This is a genomic window from Sandaracinus amylolyticus (genome assembly GCF_000737325.1).
In the GTDB taxonomy this organism is placed as follows: Bacteria; Myxococcota_A; Polyangia; order Polyangiales; family Sandaracinaceae; genus Sandaracinus; species Sandaracinus amylolyticus.
Genome location: NZ_CP011125.1, coordinates 1,492,066 through 1,505,051 on the forward strand (window position 1 = coordinate 1,492,066; position 12,986 = coordinate 1,505,051).

Here is a 12,986-nt window from a genome sequence, read left to right on the forward strand (position 1 = left end):
GCTCACGTCACGGCGCGAGCCGGACGACGAAGAGATCTCCCGTTCCGTTCGTCGGGTTCCGTATGTCGCCATCAAAGTCGACGGAGTCGAAGAACGAGCCCAGCACCCATGCGCTCCCGTCGGAGAGAGGCTGCACCCTTTGCGCGTCTTCGTCGCCGAACCCGCCGATCGACCGACCCCATACGTAGTTGCGCCCGGAGTCGAGTGCGAGCACGACGGCATCCGCTTGACCGGTCCACGGCAGAAGCCCGCCGCCGAGATCCGTTCGCTGGGTCGTCATCCCGGTGATCCAGAGCCCGCCGCGTTCGTCCACTCGCACCGAGCCGTTCGCCGTGTCGCCCGCGAGATCGAAGCGCGAGCTGAACTGATACGCGCCGTCGTGATCGAACGCGCCGAGGAACACGGACGGCGCGCCGGCCCAGATCGCGCCGCCACCGAAGTCGATCGGCCCCGCGGACGCGATCGTCACGTACACGCGATCATCGTCGGCGCTGACTGCGATGGCGCGATCTGCGACGTTCGCCGCGCCGAAGCCGATTCCCCAGAGCCGATTTCCGGCGAAGTCGATCGCGGCGAGGAACACCTGATCCAGCGTTCCGTTGCCTGGCGTGCCTTCGATCCAGCCGGGTTCGGCGTTGTAGCGTCCGAGCACGAACAAGCGATCGCCCGCGATCGCCACGCTGTCTGCGCTCTCCCGACCGTTCGTCGCGAGGAGGTCGGGCGCGCGAATCCGATAGCCACCCGTCGCGTAGAGCATGCTGAGCGAAGCATCGGTTCCCGTCGCTCCGCCGTTCATGGTGCCGACCATCGCGACGTTGCCATCGGAGCTGACTGCCGCGGCGTCGAGTCGCGTCGCGACGAAGTCGAGATCCCACAGGTCTCGCGTGGATCCGTCGGGCGCGACCACCCACGCGAATCCGCCGCCGAGCGCAGGGAAGGTCCGAGTGCCATCGGTCACGGAGGTCGCCGCGCTGTTGCCGACGAGGTAGGTCGTACCCGTCTGGTCGGTCGCGCCACCGTGGATCATCACGTCGGTCGTGTCGGAGCCGAGCGTCGCGATCCATGCGACGGAACCGTCTGCGCTGCGCTTCACGACGAACGCGTTCCGCCGACGCGTACCGCGGGCTGGCCGGGACACGCCGCCTGCGTCGATCGTGCCTCCGGCGCTGCTTCCTCCATCGAAGAACCCGCCGACGTAGACGTTCCCGGCGGCATCGAGGCCGAGCGACTTGCCGAATGCAGCGCCGGTCGCGCCGACGAACAGCGAGTCCGCGATGCGAGGCCGGCGACAGCTGCCGGCGGTGCATCCCTCGTCGGCTGCGCAGGTCACGTCGCAGCCACCGCAGCTCGTGCGGTCGGAAACCACCGAGCGTTCGCAACCGAGCGCGTCATCGCAATCAGCGAAACCCTCACGACAGCCGACTGCCGTGCACGCAGCTTCGACGCACCCGACGACGGCGTTCACGTACGAGCACTCGGTCGGCTCTTCATCGACCCGACCATCGCAATCGTCGTCGCCACGATTGCAGGTCTCGGGGGCTGAGCTGCACGCGTCTCTGATGCCGCCCGCGTCCTCCGGCGGCCGGCTGCTGCAGCGGCCTTCCACGCACGCCGTGCCCGTATCGCAGTCTCGATCGTCCATGCAGCCCGCGGCGCCGTCAGACGGCGGAACGCATTCGCAATCAGGCCCCGTGCAGACGTAGGTCGAGCCTGGAATCGGGCACTCGCACAGACCCGTCGCTGGGTCGCGGACGAGTGTCTCCCCGCATTCTGTCTTCGCCCCGCACGCGGCGAGAGCGAGGGCACCCAGGCAGACGTAGAAGTAGCGCATCGATGACTCCCACACGTGCTGTCGGTCGCCGCCGGCGCGCGTTGCGCGCGACGAGAACGACGACCGACGATAGCTCGCCGTGTGGGCTCTGGGTTCACGGCGCGAGCACGCAGGTCGGGAACTCGACGCCCGGTCCCTCGTTGCACGTGACCACCGGCGTGTTGCAGCAGTCCGAGTCCATCGTGCACGACTCGCCGAGCTGACGGCCGGTGCACTCGCCGCAGTCCTCGGGACGGTTCGAGCACACGCTCCCTCCCGCGCCGTCGGACACGCACGCGCATCCGCAGCAGTCGGATGCCGCGGTGCACGCGCCTCCGTCGGGCACGCACTCCGAGCCGCAGCGCAGCACGCCGCTCGCGTCGGGGACGCAGACGCCGCCGCAGCACGTGTCGCCGAAGTCGCACTCGGCACCGTCCGGCAAGCAGCACACGTTCGTGCCACCGCGACCGGGCGCGCAGGTGATCTCCGGATACTCCTCCGTGCAGCACTGTTCGCGCGTGGTGCATGCCTCGCCCGCGAGCGTGCACATGTCGCCGATGCGGCACCGCCGGACGCCGGTGCTGGCCGGGAGGCAGCCCGTGTCGCCGCCGCCGTTCGGACAGCAGTTCGACGTCGCGCCGCTGCCGCCGCACACCTCGCCCGCGGGGATGCACGAGCCGGCGTTCGCACAGCGCATCAGCGGCTCGCCGTTCACCCCGGTGCCCGCTTGCTCGCACGCGCCCGAGCAGCACTCGGCGTCGGCGCGACACGGCTCGTCCTGCACGCGGCATCCACCGAGGGGCTGACACACCGGCGTGCCGGTCCCCGCGGCATCGAGGCACGCGGTCGAGCAGCACGATCCGTTGAAGCCCTCGGTGCCGCACGGCTGGCCCGCGACGCCGCACGCGCCCGCCGCCGCGCAGAACCCGACGGTCTCGCCGTCCGCGATGTCGCAGAGCCCGACGCAGCACTGCGCGTCGCGCGTGCACAGATCACCGCTCGCGCGGCACGCGGCCGAGCCCGCGCACCGACAGTCACCGCTCGCCGCGCACGCGCTGCCGTCCGGCGCCGCGCAGCGATCGCTGCAGCACTCGTCGCGCGACGTGCACGCCTCGCCGATCGGGTCGCAGGTCGTCGTCGGGTTGTCGACGCAGGTCCCGGCGTCGCCGCACGTGAACGAGCAGCAGTCACCGTCGGCGTCGCACGCGTCGCCGATCGGCGTGCACGCGGTGTCGGCGGAGCAGCGCCCGTCGACGCAGCCGAGCGAGCAGCAGTCCGAGCCGAGCGCGCACGTCTCGCCGTCGACGCCACACGCGTCCGCGGTGCACACGCGCGACGTGCCGAGATCGGCGCAGCGCAATCCGTCGCAGCAATCGCCGTCGCCGGTGCACTCCAGGCCCGTGGTCACGCACGCACTGCCGTCGGGCCGCGCTCCTCCGTCGTCGTCGTCGTCGCCGCCGTCGTTCTCGTCACCGGCGTCGACCTCGTCGCCGCCGTCTTCCGTGGTGTCGGGTGGATCGTCGTTGTCGCACTCGCAGCCCGCGACCAACGCCATCGTGAAGGCACCGAGAAGGAGAGCTCTGCGCATCTCGGCATCGTGCCAGACCGGCCGTTGCACGCGCGACCTCACATCACCGCACGCCTGCGCGCGCGCTCGCGATCGGGGCTCCCGCATCGGCGGTAGCATCGAGCGACTCGTCGGAGGTCCCGTGCACCGCATCGCGCCGATCCCCTGCCTCGTGATCGCAATGCTCACGCTCCACGTCGCGGGCTGCGACTGCGGAGGTGCCCCGCCGGCCGGTCGGCCCTGCGATCGCACGAGCGACTGCCCGACCGGCTTCGAGTGCATCGACGGCGAGTGCTTCGGGGGCAACGACTCGGACGCCGCGGTCTGCGACGACGGTCGCGCGCCGTGCGGCTCGAGCTGCTGCGGCGTCGATCGCGTCTGCAACGCAGGCGTGTGCGCGCTCGACTGCGGCGATCGCGTGATGTGCGATCGCACCTGCTGCGGCGACGGCGAGGAGTGCGTCGACGGCGCGCGGTGCGCGATCGAGTGCGCGGACGAAGCGCAGCGATGTGGCGCGAGCGGCGAGCTCTGCTGCGCGAGCGGCGAGGCGTGCCTCGGTGATGCGTGCGTGATGCTCGGCGATGCCTGCGAGCGCACCGAGGAGTGCGAGATCGACGCGTTCTGCGAGCCCACGCTGATGCGCTGCGTGCCGCGCGACGCGGTCGACGTGTGCGAGTTCCGTCCGCCCGTCGGTGAGTTCTCGCCGCGCGTCGCGTGCCAGTGGCGCCCGCCCGCGGCCTACGCGGCGTACCAGGACGTCGTGATGACGCCCTCGGTGCTCAACCTCACCGACGACGACGGCGACGGCGTGACCGACACCCGCGACATCCCCGACGTCGTGTTCGCCGCGTTCGATCGGCCGACCGACGGATGTTGCTCGACGCGCGCGCGCCTCGTGATCGCGAGCGGTGCGTGCAACGCGGACGGGACGATGACGACCCACGCGATGCTCGATGCGCCGTTCATCGACAACTCGGGCGGGATCGCGCTGGGCAACCTCGATCCCGAGAGCGACGCCGCGAACCGCGCGCCCGAGATCGTCGCGACCTACCGCGCGGAGTCGCCCGCTCGCAACGGCGTGATCGCGTGGCGGCGCGTCAGCGCGGACGGCTCCGCGTGGACCGAGCTGTGGCGCCGCGACGGCGTGCCGAGCACCGATCAGAGCAGTGCCGGTGCGCAGCCGTCGCTCGCCGACGTGAACTCCGACGGCCAGCCCGACGTCGTGATCGGCAACCTCGTGCTGAACGGCCTGACCGGCGCGACCGTCTGGGACGGCAACGTCACGGTCGGGACGAGCTCGGGCGTCGGCAACAACGCGTTCCTCGGGCCGGTCTCCACGATCGCCGACGTCGATCTCGACGGCGTGATGGAGGTGATCGCGGGCAACACCGTCTACGACGGCCGCACCGGCGCCGAGGAATGGTCGTACGCGTACACGACGATGGGCTCGCCGTGCGGCGGCGGCACGGTGCCGTGCGACGGCTACAACGGCGTCGGCAACTTCGACGGCGATCGCGAGGGTGAGGTCGTGATCGTGCGGCAGGGCGAGGTGTTCGTGCTGAACCCCGACGGGTCGCTGCTGCATCGAGTCGCGGTGCCGCGCGTGTCGTGCGCGAACAACGAGAGCGGCCCTCCGACGATCGCGGACTTCGACGGCGATGGACGCCCCGAGATCGGCACCGCGGGCGCCGACTACTACGTCGTCGTCGACCTCGACTGCCTCGCGACGCCGATGCCCGCGGGCTGCGACTCGCCCGGCATCCTGTGGAAGGTGCGCAACCAGGACTGCTCGAGCCGCGCCACGGGCTCGAGCGTGTTCGACTTCGAGGGCGACGGCGCGGCGGAGGTGATCTACGCGGACGAGGTCAGCTTCCGCATCTTCGACGGACGCACCGGCACGATCCTCTACGAGGACGGTACGCACCGCAGCAACACGCGCCTCGAGATGCCGATCGTCGTCGACGTCGACAACGACGGGAAGAGCGAGGTCGTCATCCCCGAGCCGAACCCCGGCACGCCGGGCGCAGGCGGCATCGAGATCTGGGAGGACGTCGACAACAACTGGGTGCGCACCCGGCGCGTGTGGAACCAGCACAGCTATCACGTGACGAACATCAGCGAGGACGGTCAGGTCCCGCGCCTCGAAGAGGCGAACTGGCTCAGCTCGCGCCTCAACAACTTCCGGCAGAACGTGCAGCCCGGTGGGCTCTTCGACGCGCCGGATCTGCAGATCACGTCGATCGTCGTCGGCGAGTGCATCTCGAGCGGCGTCCTGCGCATCGCGATCACCGTGACGAACCGCGGCGCGCTCGGCGTCGCGCCGGGGATCCCGGTGTGGGTGCGCGCGACGCCGATGGACGGCACCGAGGTCGACCTCGGCGTGCACCGCACCACGACGACGCTGCTGCCGGGGCGCTCCGAGACGATCGTCCTGACGTGGGATCTCGGCGCGCCGTTCGCGTTCGAGACGTTCACGGTGCGCGCGAAGGTCGACGACGACGGGACCGGCGTCGGCGTCTACAACGAGTGCGTCGAGGACAACAACGAGATCACGAGCGAGCCGCTGATGACGTGCTCGTTCGGGTGATCGTCATCGCGCGATCGAGACGAGCTCGATCGCATCGCCGAGCGCGGCGCGCATGGCCGGCTCGCGCTCGGCGCGCACCTCGCGCGCGGCCTCGTCGAGCGGCACGACGCGCACGTGCGGCACCGCGTCGGGATCGGCGAGGAAGTCGTTCTCGGTCCACAGCGGGATCCCCTCGACGCGCTCGATCGTGATCGCGCCGTCGTCGTCGAGCGTCATCGCGACGCGCAGCACGAGGCCGTCGCGCCCCTCGGCGCGCACGTTCGCGGGGTGCACGCGCTCCGGCGGTTCGTGCCCGACGCGGTACGCGCGGCCCATCCCGCTCGCGACGTTGCCCAGCGAGTACGCGACGATCGCCTCGCCGCGCGCGCTCGGGACGCGCGCGACCTCGTGCAGCACGTGCGGCCCGGTGCCGAGGACGACGTCCGCGCCCGCATCGACGAACGCGCGCGCGAGCGCGCGCTGCTCGGAGTCGGCACGCATCGCGAAGTCGCGTCCCCAGTGCGGCGCGACCACGACGACGTCGGCGCGCGCGCGTGCGTCGCGGATCGCGCGCTCGATGCGCTCGATCGGCGAGGTGCGGCCGAGGTGGATCACGCCCGCGCCGCGGGCGCGCCGGTTGAGCTGCACCGTCGCGGAGATCCACGCCACGCGCGCTCCGTCGCGCTCGAGGATCACCGGCTCGAGCGCGCGCTCGAGGCCCTCGGACGACGTGCCCGCGTGCGCGACGCGCGCGTCGTCGAGCGCGGCGAGCGTGCGACGCAGGCCCTCGTAGCCCTGATCGTACGCGTGGTTGTTCGCGACACCGACGACGTCGACGCCGATCGACGCGAGCACGCCTGCGAGCGCGATCGTCCCGCCGAGCACCGGCGCGCGCGACTCGCGGGTCGCGGAAGGCGCCCATCCCGGCTCGAGCGGGATCACGTCGTCGACGAGCGGCATCTCGAGGTTCAGGTACACGATCTCGTCGTCGCGCACGGCGCGCGCGTATCCGTCGAGCAGCGCGCGATATCCCGCGGCCTCGTCGCCGTGCGCGCGCACCGACGACATCGCGAGCGCGTTCAGCACGAGATCACCTGCGGCGGAGATCACGACGCGTCGCGCCGTGGGCGTCGGAGCGACCGCGGCGATCGGTGTCTCGGTGATCGCCGGTGTCGGCGCGCTCGGCTCGATGCTCCCGCCGCATCCGGCGACGATCGCCGCGAGCACGCCGATCGCGCGTCTCGTCATGCGCGCCCGAGCGCCCGAAGCCGCTGCTCGAGGAAGCGGCGCTCCGGTGCATTCCCGACGCACGCCAGCGCCTCGCGATACGCGCTCGCCGCGTCGTCGAGGCGCCCCATCCGCCGGAGCAGATCGGCACGCGCGGCGTGGAACAAGTGATAGCCCGCGAGCTCCTCGCGCAGCGCCTCCATCTGCGCGAGCGCGCGCGCCGGGCCGTGCACGAACGCGCTCGCCGCCGCTGCGTTGAGCGCGATCACCGGCGACGACGCGATGCGCTGCAGGACCTCGTAGAGCTCGACGATCTGCGCCCAGTCGGTGTCCTCCGCGCGCTCGGCGCGCGCGTGCACCGCCGCGATCGCGGCCTGCACCGCGTACGCGTGCACCGGCCGCGCCCGCAGCGCGCGCTCCACCAGCGCGTGCCCCTCGTCGATCGCAGCGTGATCCCACTTCGATCGATCCTGATCTTCGAGGAGCACGAGCTCGCCGCCGGCACCGACACGGGCGGCGCGTCGCGCGTCGGTGAGCAACATCAGCGCGAGCAGCGCCGCGGGCTCGGGCCGCGCCGGCCAGCGCTCGACGAGCAGCCGCCCGAGCCGGATCGCCTCGGCGCACAGCTCGTGACGGATCAGATCGTCGCCCTGGGTCGCTGCGTAGCCCTCGTTGAACACGAGGTAGATCGCCGCGATCACCGCCTCGAGGCGCGCCGGGAGCTCGTCCTCGCCCGGCACCTCGTAGGGCACGTTCGCCTCGCGCAGCTTCGCCTTCGCGCGCACCAGGCGCTGCGCCATCGTAGGGATCGGCACGAGGAACGCGCGCGCGATCTCCTCGGTCTCGAGCCCGAGCAGCGTGCGCAGCGTGAGCGCCACCTGCGCCTCCGGCGGCAGCGCCGGGTGACAGCAGGTGAACACGAGCCGCAGCACGTCGTCGTCGATCACCGGCGTGTCGATGTCGTCGGGTGAGGGCACCTCGAGCCGCTCCTGCAACGCGGCGAGCTCGCGCGCCTTCTCGCGGAAGAGCGCGCGCCGCCGGATGCGATCGATCGCCTTGCGCCGCGCGGACGTGATCAACCACGCACGCGGAACGCGAGGCACGCCCTCGGAGGGCCACTGCGCGAGCGCGTCCTCGAACGCGTCCTGCGCGGCCTCCTCCGCGAGATCGAGGTCGCGCGTGGTGCGGACGAGCGAGGCGACGACACGCCCCCACTCCTCGCGATGCACCGAGGCGACGATGTCGCGCACGTCGGACACGGGATCGCGATCGTACCATCGCGATCCCGCGTCCTCGCCGCGATCACGAGTACTTCATCACCGGGCGCACCTCGATCGAGCCGTTGCGCGCCGCGGGAATCTTCGCCGCGATCGCGCACGCCTCCTCGAAGTCCTTCGCCTCCACGACGTAGTAGCCGCCGAGCTGCTCGCGCGTCTCCGCGAACGGCCCATCCGTCGTGAGCATCTTGCCGTCGCGCACGCGCACCGTCTTCGCGGTCGCGACCGGCTGGAGCGCGTTGCCGCCCTTCGCCTGCGGCAGCTTGCTGACGGCCATGTACTCGCCGAGGTCGGCGTTCCGCTGCGCCTCGCTCTTGCTCTGCCAATCGGTCTCGACCTCGTAGATCAGGAGCAGATAGGTCACGTGTGATCTCCGGTTGTGCGTCCCGCGTTCGTCTCGGGACGTTCACGCGCGGGTCGAACGGCGCCGCCCGCGATCGACATCGACCTCGCGGCCTCGTGAGCACGCTCACGCGTGTCGCACTCCATCGCCCAGCGATGTTCAGTCCCAGGCCTGTCCTGCGCGGTACACGGTCGAGCCCGCGAGCGGGGGGCGCGGCGGTGGCTCGGGACGCGGCGCGACCCGTGTGGCGATGTCGGGCGGTCCTGCGACACGACGCGCGCGAGGACGCTCGGTGGTGCGCGCGATCCGCGCGTCGACCATCGCGAGCACGTCGTCGAGCCCGCGCTCGCGCGCGATCATCGCGGCCTGCGCGTACGCCTCGCGCGCCTCGTCGCGACGCCCGAGATCGCCGAGCACGTCTCCCTCGAGCAGCCACTCGCCCGCCACGCGCTTCGAGAGCGGGCCGACGCGCTCCGCGTCGATCCCGCGCGCCGCGCGGACGCGCTCGAGCGCCGCGTCGAGCGCGCCGATCTCGCGATCGAGCAGCGCGAGGTTGTGCAGCACGATCGCGCGGTCGCCGTGACCCTCGCGCTCGAAGATCCGCAGCGCACGCGTGTAGTGCCCGCGCGCCGCGTCGAGCTCGCCCCGCTCGACGCGCACCAGCCCAAGGCTGTTCTCGGTGAGCGCGACCTCGGGGTGGTCGCCGAGCCCAGCTTCCTTGATCGCGAGCGCCTGCTCGTACGCCGCGAGCGCCGCGTCGAGATCACCGGTGAGCCGCAGCACGCCGCCGAGGTTGTGGTGATGCCGACCCACGATCGGATGCGACGGCGACAGCGCGCGCTCGTCGATCGCGAGGGCGCGCCGATGCTCCGCGAGCGCGTCGTCGAGGCGCCCTGCGAGCCGCGCCACGTTCCCGAGGTTCGAGCGCACCCGCGCGACCTCGGGGTGCTCTTCGCCGAGCCTCCGCACCCGCAGCGCGAGCGCCGCGCGCAGCTCGCGCTCCGCGTCCTCGAGCTCGCCGCGCTCCGTGAGCACCACGCCGGACGCGTTGCGCAGCGTCGCCTCGAGCTCGTCGGGGCGGCCCAGCCGCGCGAGCACCGCGTCCGCGTGCTGCACGCGCTCGGTCGCGACGTCGGTGCGTCCCGTCTCGCCTGCGACCCGCACCAGCAGCAGCCATGCGCGCGCGATGAGCGCGTCGTCGCCCGCCGACTCCGCCGCGAGCAAGCCGGCGCGCCCGGCTTCATCGGCGCGCGCGAGCATCCCGCGCCCGAGCAGCGCGTCCGAGAGCACGAGCTGCGCGTCCGCGATCGACGGCGCGTGATCGAGCGCTCGCGCCCGATCGACCGCATCTCGCGCATCTCCCTCGGCGCGCGCGTACTGCGCGGTGATCACCCGCACGCGCGCCGACTCGATCACGCGCCGTACCCGGCGCGCCTCGTCGAGATCACGCGGCGCGCGCACCTCACGCGCCGCGATCGCACGGGCGTCGCACGCCGCGGTCGGCGGCAACGACGCGACGGCATCGAGCGCGAACGCGATCGCCGCGACATCGGGCGTCTCGAGCCGCGCCCGAACCGCATCGAACGCGGCGCGCTCGTCGTCGAGGCAGCGCATCCGCCGGTCGAGGAGCGCGCCCGACTGCTCGTGCCGCACGTGCGTCGCGCGACACGTCTCGACGCGCGTGTCGCTCCAACCGCGCGCCCACCGATCGAGCGCATCCGCCGCGCGCGTGGCGACGTCGCTCCCGCCCGGCGCGAGCGCGCGCTCGATCGCCGCGCGCGCGGAGGCGTCCCATCCGAGCGCATCACCGCTGCTCGCGCACGGATCGATCGGAGGCTCCGAACGCGCCGCGGCGAACGCGACGACGCCTGCGACCACTGCGAGGGGCAGCGCGACACGCCATGGCGACCGCGCGCGCGGCACGAGCGCCGCGAGCAGCGCGTCCATCGTCGGGAAGCGCTCCTCACGTCGCGCCCGCAGCCCACGCGCGACCACGCCTCGCACCGGCCGCGGCACCGCGCGCGACATCGCGGGTGGGCCCGCCTCGATCGACGCGAGCAGCTCGCGCACCGTCGCGCCCGCGAACGGACGACGCTCCTCGACCGCTTCGAACAGCGCGACGCAGAACGCGAATTGATCGGCGCGCGCGTCGACGTCCTGCCCACGCAGCTGCTCGGGCGCCATGTACGCAGGCGTCCCGAGCAGCGCGCCGGTGCGCGTCAGCGCAGGGCCCGAGACGTCCGCGTCGAGCGCGCGCTCGCTCGTGTCGCGCTCCGCGCGCGCCAGCCCGAAGTCGCTCACCTTCGCGGTGCCCGTGCGATCGATGAGCACGTTCTCCGGCTTGAAGTCGCGATGCACGATCCCCGCGGCGTGCGCCGCGGCGAGACCGCGCCCCGCTTGCGCCAACACGTCGACGATCCGCGCGATCCCGCGCTCGCGCGCGCACATCCCGCGCAGGCTCGTCCCTTCGATCAGCTCCATCGCGACGAAGCGCCGCCCGTCGTGCTCGCCCGCGTCGTAGACCGCGACGACGTGCGGATGAGAGAGCCGCGCCATCGCCTGCGCTTCTCGCCCGAGCCGCTGCGCGCCCTGCGCGGCGTCGCGCATCCCCTCACGCAACAGCTTCACCGCGACGCGGCGATCGAGCTCGGGATCGTGCGCCGCGTACACCACGCCCATCGCGCCACGACCGAGCGGCTCGCCGATCACGAAGCGCGCGACGCGCGTCCCCGGCGCGAGCGCGTCCCCGCCGTGCGCCACATCGTCCCCCCGCGACACGAGGCTCGCGACCGTCTCGCGACACGTCGCGCATCGATCGAGGTGCGCGTCGAGCGCGTCGATCGAGCCCGCATCGAGCTCGCCGATCGCGAACGCGAGCAGCGCCTCCGGCTCCGGGCACGTCACGCGCGACCTCCGCTGGTACCCTCGACGCGATGTCGCTCGCCGCGATCTACCGAGCCCTGCGTCCCGAGCTCGACGATCCCGACCTCGATGCGCGCCTCGACGCGATGTGCGCCGCCGCCGACGCGGCGCTCGAGCGGCCGTGTGATCGCGACGCGCTCGTGCGCGCGCTCGCCGCGCTCTCCGAGCCGCCCGCCCGCTGGACCGAGGCAGGCGCGGGTGAGCTCGCGATCGCGCTCGCCTGCGCCGCTGGCGACGAGCGCGCGGTGCGACGCTTCGAGTCGCTCTATCTCGTCAACGTCCCGCAGATGCTCGCTCACATGAAGCTCTCCGAGAGCACCCTCGACGAGGTCGTCCAGCGCGTCCGCGAGAAGCTCCTCGTCGGCGCGCCCCCGCGCATCGTCGAGTATGCCGGGCTCGGCCGTCTCCCGGGGCTGATCAAGGTGACCGCGGTGCGCACCGCGCTCACCTTGGTGCGCGATGCGCGCCGCGACGTGCACGACGAGACCGCCGTGCTCGAGCTCCCGGCCGAGCACGATCCCGAGCTCGCGTTCCTCGCGCACGCGTACCGCGGCGCGTTCCGCGAGGCCTTCGCGAGCGCAGTCGCGGAGCTCGATCCGCGCGAGCGCAACCTCCTGCGCCTGCACTTCCTCGATCGCGTCACGCTCGATCGCCTCGCCACGATGTACGCGGTCCATCGCGCCACGATCGTGCGTCAGCTCGCCGCCGCGCGCGCGAAGCTCGCCGAGCGGACGGAGGCCGCGCTGCGCGCGCGCCTCCACATCCGTCCCGACGAGCTCGCCAGCGTGATGGACCTGATCCGCAGCCGCATGGACGCGAGCGTCGATCGGCTGCTCGAGAGCGTCGATCACCTCGACTGATCAGGCGCGCGACGGGTAGGGCACCGCGCGGATCAGCCGCCACCCGTCGTCGCCGCGCCGCAGCGTCACGACGTAGAGCTGCCGCGCCTCGTGCTCGATCACGATGACCTGGCCGCGCGCGACGCGGTCGCCCTCCTCGAGCGCTCGATCGAGCTGTACGAGGCTGACGTACGCACCTTCCGAGAAGTGCGCGCGCACCGCCTGCTGCATCGCGCGCGCCTCCTCCGACACGCCGTACTCGCCACACGCCTGCGCACGAGGCGCCGCCACACCGAGCACCAGCGCCCCCACCATCACGAACGACGAGAGAACACGAACGAACCGTGCGTGCATCGAGCCCTCCTCTCCGGGTTCACCTCCGAACGCACGAGGGCGCCGACCGGCGCACGAAAAAACGACGACGCGCGCCGAGCC

The 12,986-nt window shown here is 72.4% G+C and carries 9 protein-coding genes; 2 read left to right on the forward strand and 7 right to left on the reverse strand.

What is annotated here, in order from left to right; genetic code table 11:
• Positions 1-7 precede the first annotated feature (7 nt).
• Positions 8-1,831, reverse strand: coding sequence for a hypothetical protein (locus tag DB32_RS06215; protein ID WP_157068772.1), 1,824 nt, complete (start codon positions 1,829-1,831; stop codon positions 8-10).
• 94 nt (positions 1,832-1,925) lie between these two features.
• Positions 1,926-3,428: a hypothetical protein gene (locus DB32_RS06220; protein WP_169791357.1), complete on the reverse strand. Its 1,503-nt coding sequence runs from the start codon at positions 3,426-3,428 to the stop codon at positions 1,926-1,928.
• A gap of 91 nt (positions 3,429-3,519) precedes the next feature.
• Here DB32_RS06220 and DB32_RS06225 point away from each other — a divergent pair, with 91 nt between their 5' ends.
• A complete protein-coding gene (locus tag DB32_RS06225; protein ID WP_053231497.1) occupies positions 3,520-5,964 on the forward strand; it encodes an FG-GAP repeat domain-containing protein in 2,445 nt (814 codons plus the stop codon).
• Positions 5,965-5,967: 3 nt separating this feature from the next.
• Here the strand turns inward: DB32_RS06225 and DB32_RS06230 are convergent, their stop codons facing one another.
• The 4 genes from DB32_RS06230 to DB32_RS06245 all read right to left on the reverse strand — a co-directional run bounded on the left by DB32_RS06230 (position 5,968) and on the right by DB32_RS06245 (position 11,694).
• Positions 5,968-7,191 (reverse strand): CapA family protein, encoded by a 1,224-nt coding sequence (locus tag DB32_RS06230; RefSeq protein WP_053231498.1) that lies wholly within the window; start codon positions 7,189-7,191, stop codon positions 5,968-5,970.
• Positions 7,188-8,429 carry an RNA polymerase sigma factor gene (locus tag DB32_RS06235; protein WP_205627030.1) on the reverse strand — a complete coding sequence of 414 codons (1,242 nt, stop codon included), beginning with the start codon at positions 8,427-8,429 and terminating at the stop codon, positions 7,188-7,190. The genes DB32_RS06230 and DB32_RS06235 overlap by 4 nt, the downstream gene beginning before the upstream one ends.
• A gap of 43 nt (positions 8,430-8,472) precedes the next feature.
• Positions 8,473-8,811 carry a YciI family protein gene (locus DB32_RS06240; protein WP_053231499.1) on the reverse strand — a complete coding sequence of 113 codons (339 nt, stop codon included), beginning with the start codon at positions 8,809-8,811 and terminating at the stop codon, positions 8,473-8,475.
• Between the two features lie 138 nt (positions 8,812-8,949).
• Positions 8,950-11,694: a serine/threonine-protein kinase gene (locus DB32_RS06245; RefSeq protein WP_053231500.1), complete on the reverse strand. Its 2,745-nt coding sequence runs from the start codon at positions 11,692-11,694 to the stop codon at positions 8,950-8,952.
• A gap of 29 nt (positions 11,695-11,723) precedes the next feature.
• Between DB32_RS06245 and DB32_RS06250 the strand changes: the two genes are divergently transcribed.
• On the forward strand, positions 11,724-12,572 hold the full coding sequence (locus tag DB32_RS06250; protein WP_053231501.1) for a sigma-70 family RNA polymerase sigma factor: 849 nt from the start codon (positions 11,724-11,726) through the stop codon (positions 12,570-12,572).
• Here the strand turns inward: DB32_RS06250 and DB32_RS06255 are convergent, their stop codons facing one another.
• Positions 12,573-12,905 (reverse strand): hypothetical protein, encoded by a 333-nt coding sequence (locus DB32_RS06255; protein WP_053231502.1) that lies wholly within the window; start codon positions 12,903-12,905, stop codon positions 12,573-12,575.
• Positions 12,906-12,986 lie beyond the last annotated feature (81 nt).